A 26,012-nucleotide genomic window follows, 5' to 3' on the forward strand; every position below is an offset into this window, starting at 1 on the left:
AGGCCATGCCTCGAATATCTTGGGATAGTGTAGCATTCACAACGGACCACCTTGCCAAGCTACTTCGTCGTGTCGTCCTTCACCTCATACATCAGCAAAATGTACTCGTTATCCCTCGTCTTGCTGGCGTTAAGCAACTCGAAGTTATTCCGGTCGAACTCACGGATGACGTCAAAGGTGTTCTGGTGACGAGCGCGCCAGAGCAAGAGCGCCTCGCCCTTCTCAAGGACGATCGTGCGCTCGCGGCCGTCAAGCTCGAACACGATAGACACCGTCACCTTGAGTCGGATGCGGATGTAGCGCGCCTGGTCGGCAGGATCAAACAGCTGCTCGACGTCGTACAGCGACTCATCGATGTTGAGCAGGTCAGGGATCATCTTCTGACTGGGCGGCAAGGGTGCCACGCTGTCATCGGGGTTGAAGTCGAAGAACATGCGCGCCCGCGGAGTGTCAAGTTTGCGGCTGAACACCAGGAGGTCATTTCTGCCCATGCTGCGGTGGATGAGCTGCAACGTGTGCTCGGGGTCGCGCAGGTTGCTGAGGGTGCCGCCGAGCAGCAACACCAGGTTGATCGAGTCACTGCCGTCGTATGACTCCACCGCCAGGAGGTCATCGAAGGGATCGGTCAGGATGTCGCGAACGTGCCCTTCGAAGTGCACACGGCCGCCGAACCACTCCTTGACGTTCCGCTCTGCGATGTCGAGCATCGCCTTGCTGTCGTCGATGGCGATGTATCGGCCCAGCCGGCCTTGGGCAAGAAGGTCGCCAAGCAGGCCGCGGACTGGCATGGCGTTACCTGCGCCGAGATCCAGGATGTTTACGTGCTGATGCTCAGCGGTGAGGTTCGCCAGGAACGCCTGAGCCAACTCTAAGAGCTTGATAGTGCTGGTGAGGGTATTCGGCGTGCTGTCACTCAGTAGCTTTTGCATGTACTGGTCCCAAAACTCCGCACCGCCGTCGAAGTAGGCGTACTGGAGCGGAATCTCCCGGTGTTTCTCGATGTTCGCAATAATATCGTAGATCTCTTTATTACTGAACATCTCGTAGAACCGAGCCTGAGGATGCACAACCTTGCGGAAGCGACTGTCGATGAACTTCTTGCCTTGCTTCGCCAGCTCGTCCATCACAAGCTGATTCTTCGCCGTATTGGCGATATAAGATCTTTTACCATCGTGGTACAGCTGCAGCTGAACCCTACCGTCTTGAGCAGCTTCTATCCACTTGCGAACGGCCTTTAGCGATACGTGATACCCCTTGGAAGTGTCAACATTCTTGTAATATTGCATGAAGCTACTGGTGTCCTACTGAAAATTAATATTGACTATGGGTCAGCAAAAAGTGTACCCTTTAAATAGCAGTGCTGCCATCTTAACGTACATATAAACATAACATGTGTGTACGTCTATTTCAACTCGCCCCAGCAACGGGAACGAGCTACAGGCATGTCTAAATTTTCTCAAGGTTTGGCCACCTTGTAAAGCATAAGCATTGGTAACAGTAAAAGGCAGACGCAGCGCGTGGCCTCAGGGCGAAGCAAAAGTGCGTGTAATTCGAAGACAATCTAGTGAGTCGCATCATGACAACATCAACGTCGTAACGGTGAAGCCGCGCAAGACGGCACGACTGGAGATCGGCATCTACGAGAGATCGATGCCTGTCCCCAGGCTGTGCCTGGAGTATGAGCCCAAGGTCGGAGACGACATCGGAGCTGCGCTGATGAAGCTCGACAGGGAAGACGAGTACACGCTGTACTACCAGCTGGAGAACTTCGGAGACGTGGCTTGCACGGTGACCGCAAGCGAGTGCGCAAACGACCTGCACACCTCCACCTGATGCGGTATGTCGCGTTACCGAGGTTTTGTGGTCCTCGAACGTGAAGGCTCCTCGTTCAACTCGTCATCGAGCACCCATACGAAGGCCACGCCGGACCGGGGGAAGATCCAGCCTTCGAAGGTAACGTCGATCGTCTTAGCCGGAGTGGATGCAGGCGCCTGGTCGACTCGGGAGGGCTGAGCCCCGGCGAAGTAGTCCAGCGTGTTGACGCGCCGGATGCCGGCATCGGCGTAGTTGAGCTGCACGTGGAGCCCCTTGGTAGGACGCGGCAGGTCGAGGTACAGCAGGTGGCCGTGACGCTGCGCGAGAACGCGGTAGGTGTATGTGACTGTCACCTCGTTGGCACTGTCCGCGCTGCCAATATTTACGACATAAACCTGAGCTCCCTCGCGAGCAGTGCGACGGATCTTCTTGGGTTTGCCATCCACGCTCACCTGCAGCAACTCGAAGACATCCTTGCTTCCAGGGTCGATACTGCTGGAGTGGTCGAAGTGCCACGCTGACGTAAAGGTCTTGTCACGTAACATCTCGCGGTACTCGTCGGCATCTGCGACACAGGCGAAGCGCATCACGCTGGTCTTCGGGGCTACGCGGTATTGCCAGCGGACGGTAGCGACGAACATCGAACCGCGGCCGGTCGCCGGCCCCTTCTCCCAGGGTGAGAGCGTGACCGATACATCGACGTCGCGCCAACGTTCAGGTGCCCGGATGACCTGGTCGCGCAGATCGGTGTAGGCGTCAGCTGCCAGCGTCTTGTCGCCAACCCGCAGCGCAAGGGCGTTCGTAGCGATCTGATCCAGGCGCTCAGACGACGCCACACCCTTCAACGTGTCAGGGTTGAAGGCAAGGCTGTCGAGGACCGCATCACGGATGGCGGGCGCCTCCTGGCGGATAACCTTGCGGAACCGCTCGGCCGCGACGGTCTCAGACTCCTTGCGTGCGTAGTACTCAAAGATGACGCCGAAGAGCCCCGCGCTGAGCGCGATGGCCCCAACCTCGCTGATCGGCCACTGCGCGATCCACCCCAGCGTTGGAACGTCCGAGACGTACTTGGCCACGAAGAGAAGGCCAATGCCAGCCAGCGCAGTTACCAGTCCGGCGAGACGGAGTTTGGTCTTGTAGAGCTGGGTAAGCAGGTTGGCCATACAAGATCAGTATAACAATAATTCTTATTTCATTGAATAGTGGGAAGAGTCATGGGTACGACGCAAGCCGCAACCCATGACTCTTCCTTACTGGGTGGCGCGCCTGATGCTCGATCAGGTGTCGCCGCCACCACCGCTCATGGCGATACGCATGGGGATCACCTCCTCACAAGGGACGCAGTACGAGCCACGCAAGATCAATTTTAACATACTAATTCAACGCATCATGAAAAAAGGGAACCCCCAGCCCGTAGACCAGGGGTTCCGTTCGGTCGGCTCGCTCAGTGTCAGGTGCCACCACTGCCGCCACTCAGTGCCATGCGCATGTCGTCACCTCCTCGAGGTAGTACTGCCACCAGCGGGTGAACCTGGCCACTTTCGAGCCTGACGATCGGGGGCGTCGTCGCTCACCGGCGCGTCCATATCCAGACGTTTTCGCTGGTCAGCCAGGCGATCCTGACCATATCAAGATCTGGCTCGCCTGTACATATATGTCCCAAACATAAATGTTGGCAACGTATAGTCTCTGGACGTTTACGGTTAGTGCGTATGGAGTAGGACGCCATGCCGACTCCTCCCATCTCGCCCGCCGCCGCCGAGTTCGGTGCCCGCGTTCGGCGTCGCCGCGAGGAGCTGGGCAAGAGCCAAGAGCAGCTGGCCGCCGACAGCAACGTTCATTGGTCGTTCCTCGGCCAGGTCGAGCGCGGCCAACGCAACCTGACCTTCCACAACATCCTGAAGGTGGCCGATGCGCTCGGTGTCGACGCGGGCGACCTGATGCGCGGCCTGCATTCGCCGGCTCAGTAGGACGCGGACGATCCACGTACACAACTTGCGCAGTCTGTTTCTGGATGCACCATCGCGAATGAACTGGGAGCGCTACGCGGGAGAGCCGTCCGGCAGAAGAATTGCTCTAGCTCGCGTCATGCCAGCTGCGACTATTCTTCTCCAAGCCTTTTAGTCGAATCGTTAAACAACGAAATTTCCGAGCTACTTGGCACATCACCCGAATCAACCGCCATCGAGTGCACGCTACTCCACATCGGAAAGTACTCCGAGAGGCGAAGAGTGCCCAGTGGCGTCGAGACTTCATCAAGACAGAAAGCGGCCTCCATTTCAGCAGTCATCTCAGCGAACCGCTTAGCAAAGTAAGTTCGGATCACCTCGTTGAAGTCGGCTTCGTCTAAAACCCGCGGAATGTTGTGAAAAAGGTCAGCGAGCTTCCTCGATGCACTTTCTACCGCTACCTGCATCTCAAGGATTCGGAATCGGTCGTGGAAATCAGGCAACTCGGTCTCTATATTCCACCAGTCATCAAGCCCGCTGTCCAATCGTGGTCGCACGCGCGCAACATAACGGTCAAACTCAAACAAGACCCACGAAAAAGCCGCCTTCTCGCGGCATCTGGTATGCAGAGCTTTCACGACAATCATCCAGTCCGCACCAGCGAGCCGCCCAGCTCGCGCCGACCGGTTATTATTCCACAACTGATCGTGCAGTCGAGTGGCAAGCACATAGTCAAGCATCCAGCGAGCCGCGATAGTCGTCGGGCTCCACTTCGCTTCCATGAGCTGCCGCGCCGACGGGGCCGCACTCAGATCGGTAAATCCACAGGAGACAAGGCGTTCGTTGATCTCCGAAGCCTTTTCACTCCGCAACTCCCGCACAACTGAGTGGACAAGCGGATTCATCCGCGTAAAAGCACCGTACTGCTCTAGAAGCCCCTCGTCGATCAGAGGCCGGATTGCTCCGCCGAAGATTAGTGCAGCGTGCTCAACTGTCTCGCGGTCAACGTACTGACGCTCCAGTAGATACGCCAGGACATACTCAGCAGAGATATACTCATGGTGAAGGTAGGCGATGAAGTCGAGCGCACGGATCGTCCGCGGATGTTCGGCCTCAAAAGTCTGAATCGTCTGACGCAGACGACGAGTAACAGATGACTGTCCCATATGGCGCGCGAGGGAGTCGAGGAAGATACCGACGTCCTTGGCCAGGATGCCACAGGCCGAATCCACGGAGAGGCCGTCAGACTTCAGGTAGTCACACGCGGCGCGGACGAGTGGCGGATCGAAGTTCAACGACAACGCCAAGCGGTAAACGGCGGTCTCGTCTGTTTCCCCCAAAACTTCCCGGACGATCTGCTTTGCTTTCTCCTCATCCATCGCCGAGCGCGCAGGAGACAACAGGAGAGGATTGGCAGTCGGGTCGACTTCCGCAGTTGGCAGGTAACCGAGGTCTTTGGCGAGCTGGGTCAGCTTGCCAGCTTCGTCATCGAGGTAGGTGCAAAGTTCATCCACGAAACGCTGGAATAAGACTTCTTCGGTAATCGTCTTATTTGTACGCAGCCATGTAATACCGTAGCCGAAGTGCCGAACCGCAAGAACAGTCCGCACTTCTCGACCGAAACGCTTGAACTCTTCTGGTCCATCTCTTTTGTGGCTGAGATAGTCCGCGTGGATCTTCTGGGCGTTCTCCCATGGCATGTCCGACAGGTCGCCAGGTTCGTCGTTCGACAGCCCGAGAAGATCTCCCGCTGCTCGAACTTCACGGCTCGGCGACCTGAATGCAGTGTGCTTCAGAAGCTGGCGAACAACGTGCTCACGCTTCTGCAACGGGCTATTGTTCCCAAGAAATACGTCAGGAACGCTTGCCAGCAGCGTAGGACATAGCGACGAAAGGTGATCAAGCGGCTCAGAGCCAGCAAGTTCCTTCGTCGGTATTGCCGCAACTGCCATCAACTCCCGACGCAGCTCGTCTTTCGGCCACTCGCCCATCGCCACCTCGATCTTCACCTCAGTAGCCGCCATCCTACCGGACACTCCTCAGCTGATGAAGTTTACTATTGCAAATATGTGATATTTGTGTTATAAATAGTAGTTGGGGTCGGCCTCTAGAAATCCGGAGGCTCGACTATGCAATCTCTCCGTTCCCATCCAGTTCCGTTCAATGCAGCCATCGATTCCTTCCGCAAGTACGCGACGTTCTATCGGGAGGATGACGATCGTTGGGCATACGTACCGTTTGAGGACCGTGACATCTGTCTCGCGGACCTGATCCATGACTGGCTACGAGACGATGATTACAGTACGCATCACTGTTTCGGCGACTTCGAGGTGTTCCTCAAGGTCGTCTCGTACCTGATCGATGACTACTACCGGCTACGTGCAGGCAAGGACGTCGTCATCATTCGGGACGACCCCAACGAGCACGGCACACCGAAGAAGTGGCGTGTCAGCTCCGTGTTCGGCTACCAGCCGGGCGACGTGACGTACTCGCACCCGATCTTCGACCGGGACACTTTCGCTCATGCCGTCTGGCTGACGCGCACCGACTTCTTCGGCCGCAAGCATCAGTAGCCGTCAAGTCCAACCCATCGGGCCGACCCCATCCCAAAAGCCCGCTCCGTCAGGAGCGGGCTGCTTCACGTCCTGGGAACGTGGCCTCCGGCGTCGATTTCCCTTCATTGCCCTCCTTTTCCCTCTGTTGCCTCTCATTTCCCTGCGATTGCCTGTCGGCACATCTAGCCGTTTGCTTCACAGGTGGGCTTCAGTTGCTTTACGCCGGGAACGTCCTGTACCCGGGTCACCGTCAAGATGAGGAGGCACTTCTGATGTCTGACTATGTCGCTCGCCGCACCAGCGGCGACTCTCTTGACCGCGCCAGCGGTCGTTCTCCATCCCCGCGCCTCGAGCGCGCCGTTCGAAGCGAAGTTGACCTTGTCCACGGCCGGGCCGTCGTCCAGGCAGCCCGTACTCAGGCCGTCGAGTACGTCGCCCACAGTGCGCTTCGGGCGGTGGAAGGTCTGACCGAGATGGAGACGCAAGCCCTGATGCGTGCACCTCTCGGCGACGCGCGCTACAAGGCGATCGTTGACACGGCCGCCGGCGCGCTCGCCCGGATCGTGGCCGAGACGGGACGGGGCTGAATGATGTATGCCGCTTGGGTGGTGTTCGCTCTGCTCCTGTGGCTCGGCGGGGCAGCGTGGCTGGGCTACGCGCTGGCTGGTACTCGGATGGAGGACAAACAGGCCAAACTCAGGGTCGAACGCAAGGTCCTGGACGCCGAGTGGAAGGCGCTCGAGCAGACGCGACGCGTCAACGACGTGTTCTTCCAGGCGCGAGACGCGATGCGCCGCGCCGAGGAGGAGGCCGGCGGCTCCACGTTCGGCAGCCGACGTCGCCACGGCGGACGGCGGTGAGCCTGCCAGCACAGCTTCTGACAACACGGCCAGCCGGCGAACGGATCGATGATGTTCTCCTGGCTTCGTCCTGACGACAACACACCTCGGCCGCCGTTGGCCGGACGCCTGATCGGTCTGGCGGCTGGGGTGCTGCTGCTGTCACTCGCAGCGTACGTCGCAATCGATGTCCTGCAGCTACTCGTCCCGATCGTCGTACCACTGATTGTGGTTGTCGGGATCTACAAGGTCATTTTCGGCCGACGTTTCAAGTAATAGTTCTCAGTTCTCCTCCAACCTTCCTATTCAAGAGACGGGAGACGTATGCCCAGATGCACCCGCAAGGAACTCATTTTCGAAGATGAAGAGCAGGCACGTTGTGATCGGGAGGAGGGTTACAGGCGAGTTCGCGTTCAGCTCCGCCGCTTCTGGCGTGAAATGTGCAGGACGAACGTCTATCCGACCGATCCGCATCTCTTCTTGACGGATCAGGCTGTAGAGCAAGCCGAGCTTCGCGAGTGGCGACGCAGCGCGTGAGCAAGCTCAGAGAGGATGCGGGGGCCGCCTTCACGGGCGGCCCCGCGGTGGCCGTGAGGCGGACGGTGACGGCCGTCGTGTTCATCATCGCCGGTTTGACGTTCTGCTTCGGCTTTGGCAACGGCTACGCCGTCGGGGTCCAGCTCGGTGTTCCAGGCTGGATCGCCCCGCTGGTGGCTCCGGCCGTGGACCTCACGGTCGTGGCGCTGCTGGCCTCGATGCAGTACTTGAGGACGAACGGCCTCAGCGAACGACTGGTCGGGCCACGGCTGTTGCTGCTGTTCAGCGGCACAGCCACCCTGGCCATGAACACGGCGCACCCCATCATCACGGGCGCGTACGGGCAAGCCTGCTTCTACGCGGTTGCGCCACTACTGCTCATCGGCTGGAGTGAGGTCGGCCCCCGGCTGCTGGCGTCGCTCCATGGGACGGAGCCGGGACCGTCCCAGGCCGTCCCGGACGACGAGGCCGGCGGCGACGCGGAGCTGGTAGCCCGTGCGCGTCAGCTCGACGCCGAGTACCGCGAAGCCCATGGCCGTCCGATCACGCGGGACAAGCTACGGGCAGCCTTGAAAGTGAGCAACGCCGTAGCGAGTGAGGTGCTACGGCAAGTGCGTACAACAACAAAAGAGACCTGACCAGGCCTCTACTCGCCCACCATTCGATACAGCGTTACCAAGATTTACTACTGGCACAAAATATGAATCGCTGTTGTCGAATGATCAAACAGTATTCTTTTACCAAAAATTATGCTGGATAATTAGACATGGACCCGGAGCGTGCACTCTCGGCACGGAGACAGAAGCATCTCGCAGATGTTCTGTCCCGGCGACACGTAGCAGGTGTCAGACCCGCTCCAGGTTTGAATATTTATTAGCACCCTCGAAACTTCGGGGATGCGTACATACCATTACATTCCTGCCGCGCCTGCATGTCAAGACGCGGATGTGTGTTGAGTGTGCGCATATTCTCCCTCGTTTCGAGCTCATAAGAGAAGTCGAAAGGAGGTTTTTTCTATGTACAGCGTTGACTCAACGCGACGTATTAACGACAACGACAGCCGAGGGCACGCCTATGCCTGAACTTGTGTGGCGTGAGGTGTTCCCGCCGCCCGATCTGCCGCTTGCTCGGCTGACAGGCATGGTACGGGTCCTGGCTGGTCGCCCCCAGCTCGGTGTCCGACGGCATCAGCCGGTTGTGGTGTTCGAGCTGTGGATCAGGAAGGAGACCGTGCGCTGGCTCGTTGGCTTCGAGGAGCCGATCGCACGGCATCTGCCCGGCGACCTGGCCGCGCAACTTCCTGGGCTCTCGCTGGTCGCCGTGAAGTCTTCGCCGCGGGAAGTACCCGTCACGGCCCGTGAGGTTCAGCCGTCCAGCCCGGCATATCCGCTTCGGCTGGACACGGCGGGAGCGGTGGCGGCCGGTCTGCTGGCGCTGCGTCGTCGACTCGGTACCAAGGAAGCGGTCGTGCTGCAGTGGGTAGTCGGTCCGAGCTTCGCCCGGACGCAAGTGCCGGCGCGGTTCGCCCCGCTTGAGGCGCTGGGCATGCTGACGCCTCATGAACCGGACGGCAGCGAGCGCACCGCTTGGCGGGAGAAAATCGCTGAACCACTGTTCGGCGTCCGGGGCCGTATCGGAGCAGTCACCGAGGACTCCCGGCGTGGGGCTCAGCTCATCGGGCCGGTCGTCTCAGCGCTTTCGCTCGCAGCTGGTCCCCATGCCCGCATTGAAGGGTGGTGGCAGTCCAGTCGGATCGCCTCTCAGCTCTGGCGGGTTCAAGGTAAGCGGCGGACGTGGAGTGGCAGCGTCAACGCCGCCGAGTTGGCTGTCCTGATCGGCTGGCCGGTAGAAGGTGTCAGTGTGCCGGGGCAAACCTCCGTCCTGACAGCGCCGCCGCAGGCTTTGCTTGTGCCTGCCGAGGAACCAAAGCAGGCCGATGGTGATCGGATCATCGGCACCAGCGTTCACGTGCAGTCGATGGATCAGCTGGTGCGGGTGCCGTCCAAGAGCATCGCCAGCCACGTTCACGTCATCGCACCGACCGGTGCCGGAAAGTCCACGATGCTCGCCCGCTGGATCTTGAGTGATATTGAGGCGGGTCGCAGCCTGTTTCTCCTTGAACCCAAAGGAGATTTGGTATCCGATGTGCTCGCTCGGTTACCCCGCGAACAGCTGCATAACGTTCGCCTGATCGAGCCCGGCAGTCCTGGCCCGGTGCTCGGCTTCAACCCGCTCGCCGGCCCGCGGGAGGACGCGGAGCGGCGAGCCGACTCGCTTCTTCAACTGTTCCGGGAAGTGTTCGGGACGGCGATCGGTCCGCGCTCGACGGACGTGCTGCTACACGCCCTCATCATGGCCGCACGGCTGGAAGACGGGACATTGACTGACGTTCCGGTGATCCTCACCGACAGCGGCTTCCGGCGTCGGGTACTGGCGCAGGTCACCGATCCGCTGACGCTCGCACCATGGGCGGCCTGGTTCGAGAACCTTTCCGAGGTTGAGCGTTCCCGAGTGACCATGCCGATCCTCAACAAGACGCGCACCTTCACCGCCCGTGGCCCGATTCGCCGTCTCCTCGGCCAACCCTTGCCGTCTGTGCGCCTTGACGAGCTCTATGAGAAGCCGCTCATCGTCCTGGTGAACCTCAACGCTGGCAGCCTTGGCCCGGAAACAACGCGGCTGCTCGGCAGCTTGATCCTCGGCCAGCTCCGCGAAACGGTACAGCGACAAACCGCTGTGCCCCAAGACAAGCGGCGGCCGGTCTCGGTGGTAGTGGACGAGTGGCAGACGTTCACGGCCGGGATGGACTTCGGGGACATGCTGGCGACGGCACGAGGCATGGCGACCGGCTTCACGCTGGCGCATCAGCATCTGGCTCAGCTCACCCCGAGCCTGCGCGCGGCTGTGCTGGCGAACACCCGGTCACGGGTGGCGTTCCGTCCGGCCAAGGCGGACGCAAAGGACCTCGCCGGAGTGCTTGGCGGTGGCGTCAGCCCCGATGACCTGATGCGGCTTCCTGCTTACCAGGCCGCCGCCCAAGTGTTGGTCGGTGGCGCGACAAGCGACCCGTTTCTTGCCCAAACCCCTCCGTTGCCCGGCGCCACCGAAGACCCCGAGTCCGCGCGTCGGGAAGTCACCGGACGCTACGGGGTGGACCCTGCCGAACTCGACGCGCAGCTTGTCAAGCGTTGGCAGAGCGGAGGTGACAAGCCTGACGGCGCTATTGGTATGACGAAGCGGAGGACGTCATGAAGCAGACCAGTCCTCCTACCGATCGCCCTACCTATCGTGTCGAGTCGACATCGCTGCCACGTGCGAAAACGCCTCGTTCGCGCCATCGACACATCGCGCCGTACGGAGGTGCCCAGTGAGCCGCCGTGGTCATGCTGTTCGGCTGCGGGAGCGACTGTCCGAACGGGATGTGGCGGTCCTTCGTGATCTTGAGAGCCTGCGTCTGCTGACCGGTGAGCAGGTGCGGCGCTTGCACTTCCCGGACGGCGACACGACCACTCAAGGCCGAAAGGCCCGAGCGTCGCTCAAGCGGCTCAGCGACGTCGGCGTCATCGTCCGCCTGTCTCGACGTGTCGGCGGTATCCGCGCCGGAAGTGAAGGCTTCGTCATCGGTCTGTCCGGCTGGGGTCACGCCGTGCTCGACCTCGACAGCCCGGCCCCACGTCGGCATCGTCGCGTCATCGAGACCAAGCCTGCCTTCCAGACACATGTGCTCGCCGTGGCCGATCTGTACGTGAACCTGACTGAACATGCGCGCACTGGTTCCAGTGACCTGCTGGAGTTCGCGGGTGAACCCGGGGCATGGCGACGGTTCGGCGGCATGGGCGGGCAGGTGATCACGCTCAAGCCGGATGCCTTCGTTCGGCTCGGTGTCGGCGACTACGAACTGGCGCACTTCATCGAGCAGGACATGGCCACGGAGTCACCGTCCACCATCGCCCGCAAGCTCGCCGCCTACGTCGCGTACTGGCGTACCGGCCACGAACAGCAAACGCGTGGGGTGTTCCCGCGGGTCTGGTGGCTTGTACCGACCACAGCTCGCCTGCAAGCAATCACTGGCAGCATCCGCCGGCTGCCCGCCGAGGCACACGCACTGTTCGCCGTATGCCTGACCACCGAAGCCGTCCAGCTGCTTACCCAGCTCCCGTCAGAAGGAGGTGCCCTATGAGTTCGACTCCAGCCCTGCCGCTCAACCAGATTCTCATAGGGGACGCCCGTGCCCGGCTGGGGGAGCTACCCGACGCCGCGGTGGACAGCATCATCACCAGCCCGCCGTACTGGGCACTGCGCGACTACGGACACGATGACCAACTCGGCTCGGAGGCCACAGTCGACGCCTGGGCCGACGAGATCGCTGCCTTGTCCGTGGAGTTCGCTCGGGTGCTCACGCCACGCGGAAGTCTCTGGCTGAACCTCGGCGACAGTTATGCCCGAAGCCCGAAGGACGGCGCTAGCAAGAAGAGTCTGCTGCTTGCCCCGCAACGGGTCGCGCTGCGGCTGACTCGTTCGGGCTGGCTGCTGCGCAACCAGATCATCTGGGCGAAGACCAACCCGATGCCGTCCTCAGTCACCGACCGGCTGACCACCACGCACGAGTTCGTCTACTTCTTCACTCGATCAGCCCGCTACTACTTCAACCTCGACGCCATCCGGGAGCAACCGAAGGGAACCAGCCGGCCGGGGCGCCGAACGCGGGAGGTGTATCCACCACGCTCGGCTGTGCCAAGCCTCGGGCAGGGAGTGACGCCGCGTGTCGATCTCAACCAAGGCCTGTCCGAGATGAAGATGGGCGGGCGTGACAGCCACCCTCTGGGCAAGAACCCCGGCGATGTCTGGCGACTCGCCACCGCTAACTACAGGGGTGCGCACTTCGCCACCTTCCCGGCTGAACTGGTCCGCCGTCCGTTGCTGGCCACGACACCAGAGCGAGTCTGCCTCGAGTGCGGCGCACCATGGATGCCCGCACGGGAAGTTGTCAACGGTCGAGAGCTCCCAGTCAGGCCGCTGACACCAACCTGCGGGCACACGGCCTGGCGCCCCGGCCGCGTACTCGACCCGTTCATGGGCGCGGGCACCGTCGCCATCACAGCTGAGACCCACGGCCGCGACTGGGTCGGTATCGAGCTGAACCCGGCGTACGCACAGCAGGCCCAACAGCGGATCGCAGCCGCGAGAACAGAACAAATAACGAGAGGAGGAACGCAATGGAAACGCCACCGAAGAACCCGGAAGGAGGTGAACACACACCCGCCGAAACCAACAGTTACGGCACCGACGACCCCGAGGCTCAGGCCCACATCGAGAACGCACGCATCGACGCCGCCAGAGAGCGCAAGCGTGACCGCGCCAAGCTCGAACGACTCATCGAACTCGGCATGAACGCCGAGGACGCCCAGAGCTTCATCGAGTTTGAGGACTCCATCACCGGACACACCGACCAGCCACCCGCACGAGAGGAGGCACCACCTTGGCCCACCCACGACACCGACGAATCGGCTGAGCGCGTGAAGCAGTGTGAACCCCGCATCTACGTCGCCGACATGACCAGCGCCCAGCGCGGCATCTCGCACGGCCTCTGGATAGACGCCGACCAGGAGCCGGACGAGCTGGACTCCGACATTGCTGCCATGCTCGAAGCCTCACCCACGCCGGGCGCAACCGAGTGGGCAATCCGGGCAACCGAAGACTTCGCCGGACTCGACCTCCACGACAACACCGACACGGCACTCATCTCGTTGCTCGCCAAGGGAGTCGCCGAGCACGGCTACGCCTACAGCGCATGGGTTGCGATCAACGGCACGGACGACCGGACGATGCTCGAACGGTTCAACGACTTCTACGTCGGCAACTACGAGAGCGCGGAAGCCTGGATGCGGGAAGTGGCTGACGATCTCGGCTGGCAGAAGCAGCGCGAGCGCATCACCGACCCGTTGCTTCAGCCCTACGTCACCCTCGACTACTCCGCGATGGCCGAAGACGCCGCGCGAAGCTGGGACGCCGTCACCGGCCTCGACGGCCACCTCTACGTATTCCTGCGATGAGATCGGCTTGGCCGCCGTCCTCGGTGGCCTGTGGCTGCTCACCCTCGCTTCGCGAACTCGCGGACATGGGCAGTCACACCACACCGAGGAAGGGGTTTCCGTCATGACGGAGCCACGCAACGGTGGCGTGAAGACGTTGGGCATCAAGTTGCCCGACGCGCTCCACGCCCAGTTCACGCTCGTCGCCCAGCTCGACGGCATCAACCTTGGAGATGCCGCTCTGCGGGCGGTTGAGCACTACGTCCAGACCAAGCGAAGTGAACCCGACTTCGCCGAGCGCGCCAAGAAGGCGCTGGAGGACATCGAACGCGAGGCCGCCGCCAGGCGCGGCGCTATCGAGGGCCTGTTCGGCGGCAGCGACATCACCCCGCAGCCGAAGACCACCGGCCGAAGCCGCAAGGCCGACACCGAGGGATAGCACCAGCCGGCCCGCACTCCACCTCGAAGGGCGGCGGGTAGCACTCATTTCTGCTACCTGCCGCCACGATCAACACACACCAACAACTATTAACAAACAAACACAAATGAGTTATAACTGAAGGGAAGGAGAAATTGGAGGATGACCTCAGAATCTGACATAAAGAGTTTGGAACCATCGAAGACTGACCTACTCACGGTCAAGGAAGTCTGCGAAAAGCTGCGCATCAGTGCATGGAGCTTCCACAAGCTGGTGAACCGGGGCGAGATCAAGACGATCAAGATCGGCCGACGTCGACTTATGACAAGAGCCGCGCTCGAAGAGTTTATTGAGAAACGTAGCGAGGAACTTGGATAGATGGCGCGCCGCAACGCCAACGGCGAGGGGTCGATCTACCGACACAAAGACGGGCGCTGGGTGGGCGCACTTTATGTACTAACGACTTCAGGCATACGCAAACGACTTCGAGTCTATGGCAAAACCCGCGCAGAGGCCCACTCTAAGCTTACTGAAGTGAAGGCCAAGCAAGCCCACGGCATTGCTATGCCTGACAAAGAATGGCGACTCGGCGACTATCTCGACTACTGGCTCGAACATGTCATCAAGCTAACCAGGCGGCCAACCACGTACGAGTCCTACGAGATTAAGGTGCGCCTTTACCTCAAGCCGGATCTGGGCCACCACTTAATCACACGACTGACAGCACCCATGCTGCAGAGTTATCTCAACCACCAACTAACAAGCGGCAAACCTGAACGCGTCGTTCAAGTAATCCGCGAAGTGTTGAGTTCGGCAATGACAAGTGCCATGCGACAGGAACTCGTTAGTCGAAATGTGGCACGCTTAGTGCAACTTCCCGGACGGTCACCTTCGGTTGGTTCAGCATGGACGCTAGCCGAGGCGACGCACTTTCTTGAAGAAAACCAGAGCCATTGGCTCTACCCTGCATTTGTCTTGTTGCTGCTCTATGGCCTTCGCCGCGGCGAAGTGATCGGGCTCAGGTGGGAGGACGTGCGCTTCGCTCGTGGCGAGTTGCACATTGAACAGCAGGTTTACCGAGCCAACGGGATCGTCAGCGAAGGCCCTCTTAAGACGAAGGCCAGCCGTCGGGTCTTGCCCTTGGTCAACCTTGCCCGCGAGGTATTGCTTGCCAAGTACTCAGCGCAGCGTGGCATTCTTCCACGCTTGGTATTTGCGGCCCAGAAGAGTGACGGCCCGGTAGCTCCACAGACCTTCACCCGGGCATTCCAGCGTGCCTGCAAGAGTGCAGGGCTACACGTCGTCCGAGCTCACGATATGCGTCATACCACGGCGACCCTACTGAAAAATCTCGGCGTCCCCGCCCGAGACGTCCAGCTCATCCTGGGCCACTCCAACATTGTTACGACGCAGCAGATTTACCAGCACGACGATATGAGCACACGTCGAGATGCGCTTACACGACTTGAGGAACAATTTAACCTTGACGGCAACGTGGACGGCTCAGGTGAGCCAGCGTTGCCGTCAAAGCAGCCGTCAACACTGGCTTTGACTATTGACACACAACAGGAAAAGACGCCCAATAGGCGCCTTCACCTCTATAAATTCATGGCTGGGGTGGAGGGATTCGAACCCCCGAATGCTGGGACCAGAACTCAGGCCACACCCACCGTGGAGAGTCGAATCATAGAGGTGCGAAGGGTAGTTCAGAAGCGGCAACATGCCTGGTTCGTCGGCGTCGTTGCCGTCAACTTAGCCGTCAGCAACTCCCCAATTCACTCTCACGCAGTCGACAAGCACTTACTTGTGATAAATTGGAAAGGTAATGAGGGAAATTCATGAATCTTGACGAACTCACCGACGACCAATTGATACAAATAATTGCAAGCTCCTTAGTGGCAGCCTTAAAGGTATCCGGTGCCCAGGAGCGCATAGATACAATCTATAGATACTGTTCAGAAAACGATAAGATACATCTGTACGAGCAGGGCCATAAGGAATTCTTGAGCATGGTCCAGCCTTACGACTCAGCCTGACACCTGTTGGCCGATCCTCGACCGGCCACAGAAATCCCTTCGCAGGTTAGGACAGGATGTCCTTTCTTGGCACACATGACCCATCCTGAAAGAATCTTTGGAGGACCAATGTATGCAATCCAAGCGACCCGAATGGGAGGTGCGCGCGTATGGCGATCAGCTCGATGACATAGATGCCGACCTCATGGCTCAAATCGTCATCATGCTCGGTCGGGAATTTATGAACGAATCTGACCAAAACCCCACCGAGGACTCACTTTCGTAGGGAGGCATCATGAGCGAGACCACACTGAACAGTCACGTGCGGGACTTTGCTACAGGTACAAGACGACGTAAGCGCGCTGTCCTTTACCTTCGCGTATCAACACCAGGACAGGTGCACACCGACTACGACCCGGAAGGAATCTCCATCCCGGCGCAGCGTGAAGCCGGAAAGCGCAAAGCCGACTCACTGAACGCCGACATCGTGGAGGAGTTTGTCGAGCCCGGTCGCTCGGCGACGAGCATCGACAAGCGGCCCAAATTCCAAGAGATGATCGCCTGGGTCAAGGCTCAGAAAGACATCGACTATGTGATCGTCTATCACTTCAACCGCGTCTTCCGTAACGGCGTTGATGCTGGCATCACCAAGCGTGACCTCAAGAAAGTCGGCACGCGCGTCGTCTCGACCATCCTCGACATGGGTGAGAGCCCCGAGAGCGCGATGGTCGAAGCCATCATCCACGCGGTTGATCAGTATCAGTCTGAGGCGAGCGGGGCGGACATCAAGTACAAGATGGGCCAGAAGGCCAAGAACGGCGGCACGATCGGACCGACTCCGCTCGGCTACCTCAACGTCCGCGAGCCGAAGCCCGAAGGCGGAGAGATTCGCACTGTCATCATCGACCCGGAGCGCGGGCCACTCATCCGCAAAGGCATCGATCTGTTCGCTAGTGGCCAGTACACCGCCGAGGAGGCCCTTGAGCGGGTCAACGCCGCAGGCCTGCGTACGCGACCAACCCGACGCACTCCGGCGAAGCCGCTCTCACTTAGCCAGTTCTACGAAATCCTGACCGACCGCTACTACTGCGGCTTTGTCACGTACCAGGACGACGAGTACCCCGGCCGGCACCAGGCGCTCATCACCGAGGAAACCTACGACCGGGTTCAGCGCGTGCTTGCCCTGCGTAGGGGCGGCGGCATCCGTCAACGTCGACACCACCACTGGCTCAAAGGTCTGCTCTGGTGTCACCGTTGCGGCGCGCGGCTGGTACTCATCCCCGGCAAGGGCAACGGCGGCACCTACTTCTACTTCCTGTGCCGAGGCCGCCAGAAGCACCTGTGCGACCTGCCGTACTTGGCCATCGCCAAGATCGAAGCCGCCGTGGACGCACACCTGGGCACGGTACGACTCCGCGACGACTTCCAGGTCGCGGTACGTCGTCAGCTCAAAGACGCCTTGCTGCTGGAGCAGGGCCACCTCAGTAGCCTCAAGAAGCGCATGAGCACCAGGTTGGACGAGCTGGAGACCAAGGAAGACCGCCTGCTCGACCTGCTGGACGACCCGGAGTGGCCCAGAGCGAAGATCAAGAAGAAGCTGGCCGACATCGAACGCGAGCGCACTGAGATACAAACACAGCTCGCCGACACCGCCAGCAAGCTGGACGAAGGACAGCAGTTCTTCTCGGCCGCCCTCGCGCTGCTGGCAGACCCTCAGGCCTTCTTCCGCCGCGGTAGTGACGCTGTGAAGCGAGCTGTGACCAAAGTCATCTTCAACAAGCTCCACATCGACGCCGCGGATGTCGCCGGGCACGAGCTCAGCGACGGCATCAAGAGCCTCATCGAGGCTGGAGCAGGAACCGAACACACCGCGCTGACCAGCGCAAATGACGAAAGCGACTCCGCCCTCGATGAGGATGGAGCCGCTTTCGATCTTGCTTCCGACACGGTCCTTCTCGCCGTGGTCCTCGCGGACCACGGTTCAAGTAGGACCGCCATGGTGGAGGTGCCGGGAATTGAACCCGGGTCCTCTGGCGTATCAACAGGGCTTCTCCGTGCGCAGTCCGCTACGTCTCTGCTTGGCTCCCTCAGTCACGCGAACAAGCTGAGGTGACGAGCCCAGCCACTGTTTGCTTCACGACTGTTCCCCGTGGCCGGGACAGTCGCTGAGCCTCCTAGCTGATGCCGGTACCCGGGCCGGAGGCGAACCCGGGCCGACAGAGACGCACTCGCTCAGGCGGCGAGGGCGTACTCGCGCTGACTGGAGTCGGCGCTTATTTGGTTGCGATGACGCTTAACGGTGGTCTCTCGCCTGCACCGGCACGCTTCTCCTGAATCAACGTCCAAAGTCGAAACCGTTCACCCCCTTGGTGGGACACAACCTGTACATCATAACGCGCCGCGCCAGCTCTTTAGTCCCAGGTGGGTAGGGCCAGCCCTACTGCGGGGATGCCCGCGCGCACCATGTCGGCCGGGTGCTCGAACCGCGAGGCTGGGAACCATCGTGGGATGAAGGGAGCCTGGTCATGGGTAGCGAGAGGCGGGATCCGCCGTTCGGTGGGTCGGTGGTGTTCCTGCTGATGAACCTGCCGATGGGAATCGTGGCGTTCACGCTGCTGACGTCGTTCGCGGCGGCCGGGCTGGGGACCGCGGTGGTGTGGGTGGGTGTGGGCCTGCTCGCGCTCTTGGTTTTGGCGGTGCGGGGGGCCGCCCGCCTGGAGCGTGCGCGGGTCTACGCCCTGCTGGACCGGTACATCGATCTTCCGTATCTGCCGTTGCCGGCCGAGGGGCAGAAGAACCGGTGGAAGGGGCGGTTGAAGGACCCGTCGACGTGGCGGGACTTCACCTACTTCGTCCTGCTCTTCCCGCTGGGTGTCGTGGAGTTCGTGCTGGTGACGACGTTCTGGTCGACGAGCTTGGCGCTGGCCGGGCTGCCGATCTACTTCCGGTGGCTGCCGGACGGCGCGTACTACTTCCCGTCGTACGACGTGCGGTGGCTGGCCGTGGATTCGACGGTGGAAGCGCTACCGTGGGCAGCGCTGGGGGTGTTGTTCATCGCGTTGTCGGTGGCGCTGACCAAGGCACTGGCGGGGGTGCACGCGCGGCTGGCGAACGCGCTGCTGGGGACGACCGTGGCCCAGCGTCGTCGGATGGAGCGCTGGTGGGAAGACGCGGAAGAGAAGAACCTGGTGGCGGGATGACCGAGGCGCGACAGCTGGAGCACCCGCGGCCGAACCCGGCTCGCACGATCGTGTACATGATCGTGAGCTTCTTCTTCCGGATCCTGCAGTTCGTGTTGATCGTGGTCGGGATCGCGGTGGGGGTCGGGACGGCGGTGGTGTGGGTCGGGTTCCCGATCCTGCTGGCGACGACGAGCTTCATCCGCTGGTCGGCGGACCGGGAGCGGGCGTGGCTGGGGTCGATGCTGCGGGTGCCGCTGCCGCCGGTGGAGCGGCGTTCGCAGGAGGGCCTGCCGCTGCTGCGGCGCTGGATGGTGCGGCTGAGCGATCCGACGACGTGGCGTGACCTGGCGTACCTGATGGCGGCGTTCCCGCTGGCGTGCGCGGAGCTCGGGATCGCGATCGCGTCGATCGTGCTGCTGCCGATGGCGATCTGGGTGACGCCGTGGCTGGGCTGGCTGCACGGTGAGCTGGGCCTCGCGTTGCTGGGGCCGGACCGCACGTCGCGGCTGGAGCAGAAGGCCGAACGGCTGCAGGCTTCGCGAGCGCGGGGTGTCGACGCGGCCGAAGCCGAGCGGCGCCGCATCGAGCGTGACCTCCACGACGGCGCGCAGCAGCGGCTGGTCGCGGTCGCGATGAGCCTCGGGCGGGCGAAGTCGAAGTTCGACCAGGATCCGAACCTGGTGCGGGAGCTGATCGACGAGGCGCACTCGGACGCGAAGCTGGCCGTGTCGGAGCTGCGGGACCTGGCGCGCGGCATCTACCCGGCGGTGCTGGGCGACCGCGGGCTGGACGCGGCGTTGTCGGCGCAGGCGGCGAAGTCACCGATCCCGGTGGATGTGACGGTGACCGTGGACCCGCGGCCGCCGGCCGCGGTGGAGACGACGGCGTACTTCATCGTCGGCGAGACGCTGACGAACATCGCGAAGCACTCCGGAGCGTCCGAAGCGGAAGTGAAGGTCTGGCGGACCGACGACCACGTCGTCGTCGAGATCACCGACAACGGTCACGGCGGCGCCGAGGTGCGGCCCGGCGGCGGGCTGGCGGGCCTGGCCGACCGCGCCGCGACGATCGACGGCGTGATCACGGTCGTCAGCCCGGTCGGCGGGCCGACCGTGATCCGGGCCGACCTCCCTTGCCAGTGGTGAATAGGCTGGACCCCGTTCATCCACGAGCTTGGGGGCCGGATGCGGGTAGTCATCGCCGAAGACGCCGTGCTGTTGCGGGCCGGGGTGACCCGCCTGCTCGCCGACGAGGGCATCGAGACGGTCGCGGCCGTCGACAACGGCGACGACCTGCTCGGCGCGCTGAAGGAACATCGTCCTGACCTGGCGATCGTCGATGTCCGCATGCCCCCGACGTTCACCGACGAGGGCTTGCGCGCGGCCCTGGCGGCGCGCAAGGAGATCCCGGGGCTGCCGGTGCTGGTGCTCTCGCAGTACGTCGAGGAGTCGTACGCGGTGGAGCTGCTGTCGGGCGGCGCCGGCGGGGTCGGCTACCTGCTGAAGGAGCGGGTGGCGGACGTCGACGAGTTCCTGGACGCGGTCCGCCGGGTGGCCAACGGCGGCACGGCGATCGACCCGGACGTGATCGCCCAGCTGATGGCCCGCGGCCGCCGCAACCCCCTGGACGCGTTGACCGCCCGCGAGTCCGAGGTGCTGGGGCTGATGGCCCAGGGCCTGTCGAACACGGCGATCGCGAACTCCCTGGTGGTCTCGCACGGCGCAGTGGAGAAGCACATCGGCAACATCTTCTCGAAGCTCGGCCTCGAGGCGAGCGCGGAGGAACACCGGCGGGTGCGGGCGGTGCTGACCTACCTGGGCCGCTGATCCGACGGACAGTGACCAAAAGTCCCGTAAAGTGGACATAGGGTCACCCGTTCCGCGGGCGGCACCCCCCACACCGCTCACTTACCATGAGCGGACCCGCCGGAGAGGAGCCCGCAGATGCCCGACGAGTCACGCTGCGTCCGCTTCTTCGGCGGCCCGCTCGACGGCCGTGTCCAGGAGCTCGGGGACGCCGAACCCGTGCCCGGCACCGTCATCCGGCACATCCACCTGCACGGCGGCCCGAAGATCGAGACCCGCTACGAGCTCGGCCTCACCGAGCACGGCTGGGAGTACCGCGTCACAGCGACGCAGCACGAACCCGAGCCCGACGGCCTGAGGTAGGGAGAACCCCCGCATCGACCGGGGGTGAGCAGCACCCCGAAGACGCCGGTCAGCACCGCTGTTCCCGCAGGTCGAACCGGCCAGGCTTAGCGCATGCAGACAAGCCAGGGGGTCGCACGGGGCGGCCGGGACAGGTTTCTCGACGTCGTCCGGGCGGGGGCCATCCTCGCCGTCATCGCCCAGCACTGGGTCATGCCGGTGCTCTCCTACTCCGGCGGCACCCTCGCCACCGGCAACGCGCTCGCGACGCCCGGCTGGTGGGTGGTCACCTGGCTGTCGCAGGTCATGCCGTTGGTCTTCTTCGCCGGCGGCGCCGCCAACCTCATCTCGCTGAGCCGCGCGAAGGCGACGCGCGAGTGGCTCGGCGCGCGGCTCAAGCGGCTGATGCTGCCGGTGCTGCCGCTGATGGCCGTCTGGCTCGTCATGCCGGACTTCCTGCGCGGTCTCGGCATCCCGCCGCAGCCGGTGCAGGTCGCCAGCGCGATCGCCGCGCAGCTGCTGTGGTTCCTCGCGGTCTACGTCCTGGTCGTGCTCCTCACGCCGCTGATGGTCGCGGCGCACCGGCGCTGGGGCCTGAAGGTCCCGCTGGTCATGGGGGTCGCCGGCGTCCTCGTCGACGTCGCGCGCTTCAACGACCTCGGCTACGTCGGGTACGCCAACGCGATCTTCGTCTGGGTCGCCGTCCACCAGCTCGGCTTCCACTACGTCGAAGGCCGGCTCGGTTCGCTCACCCGCCGCGCGGCGCTCGGCTTGTCGGCCGCCGGCTTCGGCATCACCGCGATGCTGGTCGCCTTCGGCCCGTACCCGGCCAGCATGATCGGCATGCCGGGCGCGCCCGTGTCGAACATGAGCCCGCCGACCGTGCTGCTCGCCTTCCTCGCCGTCGGCCAGATCGGCCTGCTGCTCGCCTTCCGCCCGCAGCTCAACGCGCTCGCCGAACGCCCCGGCGTCGGGCACGCGCTCGGCTGGCTCGGCGCGCGGTTCATGAGCGTCTACCTCTGGCACATGCCGGCGCTGATCGTGGTGGCGGGCGTGACGGTCTACGGCCTCGGCTACGAGACGCCCGCGCCGGGCACGCTGCTCTGGCTCGTCATGGCACCCGCGTGGTTCGCGGTGTGCGGGCTGGTGCTGCTGGGCCTGCTGCGGCTGTTCGCGCACTTCGAGATGCAGCGCGACACCGCCGCGATCACCGCGCGGGTACCGCAGCTGGTCGTCGCCGGGCTGATGATCTCCGGCGGCCTGCTCGGCCTGGCCGCGCACGGGTTCGCGCCGCTCTCGGACGGGATCGCGCACGGCCCGGTGCCGTGGCTGGTCCTCGCGGTCGCCGGGTTCCTCCTCGCGGGCAAGCAGGTTCCGGTGATCGACCTGCTCGGCCGCGCGGTCGCCGTGAGCGAACGGACCGCCGTCAGGCGGTGAGCAGCCGCAGCGGGGTGTCGTGCAGGACGGCCCGCAGGAAGGGCTCCCCCAGGCGATCGTCGGCTGCCCAGCCGGCGATCGCCTGCAGCTGCGTCGCGTAGGAGTACGGGATGTTCGGGAAGTCGGTGCCGAGCACGACGCGGTCGGCGACGTCCGCCAGCCGCGCGGTCCAGTCCGGCGGCAACGGCGACATCCGCTCGGCGAACGGGACCCCGACCATCGTCGTGTCCAGGTGCACGCGCGGGTACTTCGCCAGCAGGTCGAACGCCGTCCCGAACTCGGGCATCGCCGCGTGCGCGAGCACCGCCGTCAGCTTCGGGTACCGCGCCAGGACCTCTTCGAAGACCGACAACCCGGTGAAGTCGCCCCGCAACGGACCGTGTCCACAGTGGACGACGACGGGGACGCCCGCGTCGGCCAGCGCACCCCACACCGGGTTCAGCAGCTCGTCACGCGGGTCGTACGCGCCCACCTGCACGTGCGCCTTGAACACCCGGGCGCCGGCGCGCAACGCACCGTCCACAGCGGACCCGGCGCCGGGTTCGGGGTAGAACGTCCCGGTCGGCACCGCCTCCGGAACCCGCGCGGCGAACTCGAGCGCCCACTCGGTCAGCCACTGCGCCATGCCCGGCTTGTGCGGGTAGACGAGCGGCGCGAAGCGGCGGACACCCAGCGAGCGCAGGGTGTCCAGCCGCTCCTCTTCGGACGTCCGGTAGTGCACCGGCCAGTCGGTGCCGTAGTGCGTCGAGGCCCGGTCGAAGTACGCCCAGACCTTGTCCATCACCGGTTTCGGCAGGAAGTGGACGTGCAGGTCGACCAGGCCCGGCAGGCCCAGCGACGCCGTCCACCGAGCGATGTCACCGTCATCCGCCGGGCCGGCCGTCACTCCGTGAACCGGCCCTTCAGCGCGCGGCCCATGGCCTTCCTGATGTCGCGGTCCGCGTCGCGCTTGGCGAGCGTCTGCCGCTTGTCGTAGGCCTTCTTGCCCTGGGCCAGCGCGATCTCGACCTTGACCTTGCCGTCCTTGAAGTACATCGACAGCGGGACCAGGGAGAGCCCGCTCTCCTTGGTCTTGCCGATGAGCTTCTCGATCTCACGCCGGTGCAGCAGCAGCTTCCGGGTCCGCCGCGGCATGTGGTTGGTCCACGTGCCCTGCGTGTACTCCGGGATGTGCACGTTGCGCAGCCACACTTCGCCGTCGTCGACCGTCGCGAACGCGTCCGCCAGGGACGCCTTGCCCTCGCGCAGGCTCTTCACCTCGGTGCCGACGAGCACGAGACCGCACTCGTAGGTGTCGAGGATGGAGTAATCGTGCCGCGCCTTGCGGTTCGACACGATCACCTTCTGGCCACGTTCCTTGGGCATACGACCACTCTACGTGATTCTCGAAACGACGAGCAGCTGGTTAAAACTAGTGCCGGACGTACAGCCGCAGCGTGACGTAGCCGGTGATGGCGGAGATCACCACGGACACCCCGAGCAGGATCGGCGCCACCGGGAACAGCAGTTCCAGCATGGTGATCTTCGGGAACACGTCCCCGGTGAACACCGAGTCGAGGAACCCGGCCTTGGTGATGATCAGCATGATGATCCCGAGGACCGCACCGACCGCGCCGGCGACCACCGCCTCCAGGAGGAACGGCAGCTGCGTGTACCACCGCGTCGCGCCGACCAGCCGCATGATGCCGACCTCGGTGCGGCGGGTGAACGCGGACACCTGGATCGTGTTGGCGATCAGCAGCAGCGCCGCGATGGCCATGATGAGCGCGGCGCCGAACGCCATGTTCCGGACACCGTTGAAGGCGTTGAAGACGCGGTCCAGGAACTTCTTCTGGTCGTCGACCTTCCGCACGCCCGGCTTCGTGCCGTACTCCTGCACGATCGACTCGCTGCGGTCCGGGTCCTTCAGCTTCACGTGCAGCGACGCGGGCAGCGACTCCGGCCCGGTCAGCTGGATGAGCTCCGGCTGGCTCTCGAAGATCTTCTTGAACCGGTCGAAGGCCTGGTCGCGGTTCTCGAACACGACCGACTCGACACCGTCGTTGCTCTGCAAGGACGTGCGCAGCGACTGGCACAGCGACTGCGTGCAGTTCTTGTCGGTCGCGCTGATGTCGTCGGTGAGGTAGACCGAAACCTCGACGTCGGCGAGGAAGTTGGACTTCATCTTGTCGATCGTTCGCACGGCCAGGAGGCCGCCGCCGAGCATGGCGAGCGACACGGCCGTGGTCAGCATCATCGCGATGGTCATCGTGATGTTGCGGCGCAGGCCGGTGATGACCTCGCTGAAGACGAAACTGGCGCGCATGTCGGGGTCTGGTCCTTGAGGTCGGGGGCGTTGGCGGGGCGGGGAGTGCCGGGGTCAGCGACCGATGCCGTAGACGCCGCGGGCGTCGTCGCGGATGACCCGGCCGAGCTGCAGCTCGACGACGCGGCGCCGCATCGAGTCCACGATGCCGTGGTCGTGGGTCGCCATCAGGACGGTCGTGCCGGTGCGGTTGATCCGCTCCAGCAGCAGCATGATGTCCTGGCTGGTGTCGGGGTCCAGGTTCCCGGTCGGCTCGTCGGCGAGCAGCACCAGCGGCCGGTTGACGAACGCGCGCGCGATCGCGACGCGCTGCTGCTCACCACCGGAGAGCTCGTTGGGCAGCCGGTCGGCCTTGCCGTCGAGGCCGACGAGCTCGAGCACCTCGGGCACGACCTTCTTGATGGTCGGGGCGGGCTTGCCGATGACCTCGAGGGCGAACGCGACGTTCTCGGCGACGGTCTTGTTGGCCAGCAGGCGGAAGTCCTGGAACACGCAGCCGATGGTCTGCCGCAGGCGGGGGACGCGGCGGCGGGCCAGCTTGACGACGTCGAAGTTCGACACCATCACGCGGCCCTTGCTCGGCGTCTCTTCGCGCAGCAGAAGCCGGAGGAAGGTCGACTTCCCCGATCCCGAGGGACCGATCAGGAAGACGAACTCACCCTTTTCGATGTTGACGGACACCCGCTCGAGCGCGGGCCGCGTCGAGGTCTTGTAGACCTTGGAAACCTCTTCGAGCCGGATCACGATTCGGCATACTACCCACCGGTCTCGTGAAGCCCCG

Annotated in this window: 26 protein-coding genes, 1 other RNA gene and 1 pseudogene; 20 read left to right on the forward strand and 8 right to left on the reverse strand. The window is 63.1% G+C overall.

Features of this window, described 5'->3' with window-relative positions; translation table 11 throughout:
• Positions 1-59: 59 nt before the first annotated feature.
• Positions 60-1,124, reverse strand: coding sequence for an L-histidine N(alpha)-methyltransferase (locus ACZ4TR_RS34405; RefSeq protein WP_465291936.1), 1,065 nt, complete (start codon positions 1,122-1,124; stop codon positions 60-62).
• A gap of 475 nt (positions 1,125-1,599) precedes the next feature.
• On the opposite strand from ACZ4TR_RS34405, the gene ACZ4TR_RS34410 reads away from it, so the two are divergent.
• Positions 1,600-1,833 (forward strand): hypothetical protein, encoded by a 234-nt coding sequence (locus tag ACZ4TR_RS34410; protein WP_465291938.1) that lies wholly within the window; start codon positions 1,600-1,602, stop codon positions 1,831-1,833.
• A 14-nt stretch (positions 1,834-1,847) separates the two neighbouring features.
• Here the strand turns inward: ACZ4TR_RS34410 and ACZ4TR_RS34415 are convergent, their stop codons facing one another.
• Positions 1,848-2,978 carry a hypothetical protein gene (locus ACZ4TR_RS34415; protein WP_465291940.1) on the reverse strand — a complete coding sequence of 377 codons (1,131 nt, stop codon included), beginning with the start codon at positions 2,976-2,978 and terminating at the stop codon, positions 1,848-1,850.
• Positions 2,979-3,542: 564 nt separating this feature from the next.
• Between ACZ4TR_RS34415 and ACZ4TR_RS34420 the strand changes: the two genes are divergently transcribed.
• Positions 3,543-3,785 carry a helix-turn-helix domain-containing protein gene (locus tag ACZ4TR_RS34420; protein WP_465291941.1) on the forward strand — a complete coding sequence of 81 codons (243 nt, stop codon included), beginning with the start codon at positions 3,543-3,545 and terminating at the stop codon, positions 3,783-3,785.
• A 131-nt stretch (positions 3,786-3,916) separates the two neighbouring features.
• On the opposite strand, the gene ACZ4TR_RS34425 is transcribed toward ACZ4TR_RS34420, so the two are convergent.
• Positions 3,917-5,773, reverse strand: coding sequence for a hypothetical protein (locus ACZ4TR_RS34425; RefSeq protein WP_465291942.1), 1,857 nt, complete (start codon positions 5,771-5,773; stop codon positions 3,917-3,919).
• Between the two features lie 120 nt (positions 5,774-5,893).
• Here ACZ4TR_RS34425 and ACZ4TR_RS34430 point away from each other — a divergent pair, with 120 nt between their 5' ends.
• The 13 genes and pseudogenes from ACZ4TR_RS34430 to ACZ4TR_RS34490 form a co-directional block, all read left to right on the forward strand.
• The gene (locus tag ACZ4TR_RS34430) at positions 5,894-6,337 is read left to right on the forward strand and encodes a hypothetical protein (RefSeq protein WP_465291943.1); all 444 of its coding nucleotides are present in this window, start codon (positions 5,894-5,896) and stop codon (positions 6,335-6,337) included.
• A gap of 254 nt (positions 6,338-6,591) precedes the next feature.
• Positions 6,592-6,906: a hypothetical protein gene (locus ACZ4TR_RS34435; RefSeq protein ID WP_465291944.1), complete on the forward strand. Its 315-nt coding sequence runs from the start codon at positions 6,592-6,594 to the stop codon at positions 6,904-6,906.
• An 18-nt stretch (positions 6,907-6,924) separates the two neighbouring features.
• Positions 6,925-7,179: a hypothetical protein gene (locus ACZ4TR_RS34440; protein WP_465291945.1), complete on the forward strand. Its 255-nt coding sequence runs from the start codon at positions 6,925-6,927 to the stop codon at positions 7,177-7,179.
• A gap of 48 nt (positions 7,180-7,227) precedes the next feature.
• Positions 7,228-7,434 carry a hypothetical protein gene (locus ACZ4TR_RS34445; protein WP_465291946.1) on the forward strand — a complete coding sequence of 69 codons (207 nt, stop codon included), beginning with the start codon at positions 7,228-7,230 and terminating at the stop codon, positions 7,432-7,434.
• A gap of 242 nt (positions 7,435-7,676) precedes the next feature.
• Complete coding sequence (locus ACZ4TR_RS34450; RefSeq protein WP_465291947.1) at positions 7,677-8,333, forward strand: hypothetical protein; 657 nt, start codon at positions 7,677-7,679, stop codon at positions 8,331-8,333.
• 436 nt (positions 8,334-8,769) lie between these two features.
• Positions 8,770-10,947, forward strand: a complete 2,178-nt coding sequence (locus ACZ4TR_RS34455) for a type IV secretory system conjugative DNA transfer family protein (protein ID WP_465291948.1) — start codon at positions 8,770-8,772, stop codon at positions 10,945-10,947.
• A gap of 115 nt (positions 10,948-11,062) precedes the next feature.
• Positions 11,063-11,875, forward strand: coding sequence for a replication-relaxation family protein (locus ACZ4TR_RS34460; protein ID WP_465291949.1), 813 nt, complete (start codon positions 11,063-11,065; stop codon positions 11,873-11,875).
• Positions 11,872-13,086, forward strand: coding sequence for a DNA-methyltransferase (locus ACZ4TR_RS34465; RefSeq protein ID WP_465291950.1), 1,215 nt, complete (start codon positions 11,872-11,874; stop codon positions 13,084-13,086). The genes ACZ4TR_RS34460 and ACZ4TR_RS34465 overlap by 4 nt, the downstream gene beginning before the upstream one ends.
• A complete protein-coding gene (locus ACZ4TR_RS34470) occupies positions 13,083-13,748 on the forward strand; it encodes an antirestriction protein ArdA (RefSeq protein WP_465291952.1) in 666 nt (221 codons plus the stop codon). Before ACZ4TR_RS34465 ends, ACZ4TR_RS34470 begins: the two co-directional genes overlap by 4 nt.
• A 7-nt stretch (positions 13,749-13,755) precedes the next feature.
• Entirely contained in the window at positions 13,756-14,166 is a 411-nt protein-coding gene (locus ACZ4TR_RS34475; RefSeq protein ID WP_465291953.1) for a hypothetical protein, read from the forward strand.
• Between the two features lie 141 nt (positions 14,167-14,307).
• The gene (locus ACZ4TR_RS34480; protein WP_465291955.1) at positions 14,308-14,523 is read left to right on the forward strand and encodes a helix-turn-helix domain-containing protein; all 216 of its coding nucleotides are present in this window, start codon (positions 14,308-14,310) and stop codon (positions 14,521-14,523) included.
• A 156-nt stretch (positions 14,524-14,679) separates the two neighbouring features.
• A complete protein-coding gene (locus ACZ4TR_RS34485; RefSeq protein WP_465291957.1) occupies positions 14,680-15,987 on the forward strand; it encodes a tyrosine-type recombinase/integrase in 1,308 nt (435 codons plus the stop codon).
• A gap of 468 nt (positions 15,988-16,455) precedes the next feature.
• Positions 16,456-17,496: pseudogene (locus tag ACZ4TR_RS34490) on the forward strand (recombinase family protein); the annotation flags it as partial.
• 661 nt (positions 17,497-18,157) lie between these two features.
• Here ACZ4TR_RS34490 and ssrA read toward each other — a convergent pair.
• Positions 18,158-18,526: a transfer-messenger RNA gene (gene ssrA, locus ACZ4TR_RS34495) on the reverse strand.
• A gap of 159 nt (positions 18,527-18,685) precedes the next feature.
• On the opposite strand from ssrA, the gene ACZ4TR_RS34500 reads away from it, so the two are divergent.
• The 5 genes from ACZ4TR_RS34500 (at position 18,686) to ACZ4TR_RS34520 (ending at position 22,926) form a co-directional block, all read left to right on the forward strand.
• Positions 18,686-19,360: a sensor domain-containing protein gene (locus ACZ4TR_RS34500; protein WP_465291959.1), complete on the forward strand. Its 675-nt coding sequence runs from the start codon at positions 18,686-18,688 to the stop codon at positions 19,358-19,360.
• Positions 19,357-20,487, forward strand: coding sequence for a sensor histidine kinase (locus ACZ4TR_RS34505; protein ID WP_465291961.1), 1,131 nt, complete (start codon positions 19,357-19,359; stop codon positions 20,485-20,487). Before ACZ4TR_RS34500 ends, ACZ4TR_RS34505 begins: the two co-directional genes overlap by 4 nt.
• Positions 20,488-20,526: 39 nt before the next feature.
• Positions 20,527-21,168 carry a response regulator transcription factor gene (locus ACZ4TR_RS34510; protein WP_284749430.1) on the forward strand — a complete coding sequence of 214 codons (642 nt, stop codon included), beginning with the start codon at positions 20,527-20,529 and terminating at the stop codon, positions 21,166-21,168.
• Positions 21,169-21,285: 117 nt separating this feature from the next.
• A complete protein-coding gene (locus ACZ4TR_RS34515) occupies positions 21,286-21,510 on the forward strand; it encodes a hypothetical protein (RefSeq protein WP_364520758.1) in 225 nt (74 codons plus the stop codon).
• Positions 21,511-21,603: 93 nt separating this feature from the next.
• The gene (locus ACZ4TR_RS34520; protein ID WP_465291963.1) at positions 21,604-22,926 is read left to right on the forward strand and encodes an acyltransferase family protein; all 1,323 of its coding nucleotides are present in this window, start codon (positions 21,604-21,606) and stop codon (positions 22,924-22,926) included.
• On the opposite strand, the gene ACZ4TR_RS34525 is transcribed toward ACZ4TR_RS34520, so the two are convergent.
• The 4 genes from ACZ4TR_RS34525 to ftsE are packed head-to-tail and all read right to left on the reverse strand — an operon-like array spanning position 22,916 to position 25,975.
• Entirely contained in the window at positions 22,916-23,812 is an 897-nt protein-coding gene (locus ACZ4TR_RS34525) for an amidohydrolase family protein (protein ID WP_465291964.1), read from the reverse strand. The genes ACZ4TR_RS34520 and ACZ4TR_RS34525 overlap by 11 nt on opposite strands.
• Positions 23,809-24,291, reverse strand: coding sequence for an SsrA-binding protein SmpB (gene smpB / locus ACZ4TR_RS34530; RefSeq protein WP_013223156.1), 483 nt, complete (start codon positions 24,289-24,291; stop codon positions 23,809-23,811). The genes ACZ4TR_RS34525 and smpB overlap by 4 nt, the downstream gene beginning before the upstream one ends.
• Positions 24,292-24,337: 46 nt before the next feature.
• Complete coding sequence (gene ftsX, locus ACZ4TR_RS34535) at positions 24,338-25,231, reverse strand: permease-like cell division protein FtsX (RefSeq protein WP_364520755.1); 894 nt, start codon at positions 25,229-25,231, stop codon at positions 24,338-24,340.
• 54 nt (positions 25,232-25,285) lie between these two features.
• Complete coding sequence (gene ftsE / locus ACZ4TR_RS34540) at positions 25,286-25,975, reverse strand: cell division ATP-binding protein FtsE (RefSeq protein WP_364520754.1); 690 nt, start codon at positions 25,973-25,975, stop codon at positions 25,286-25,288.
• Between the last annotated feature and the right edge of the window lie 37 nt (positions 25,976-26,012).

It is taken from the genome of Amycolatopsis sp. NPDC028719, from assembly GCF_055565395.1.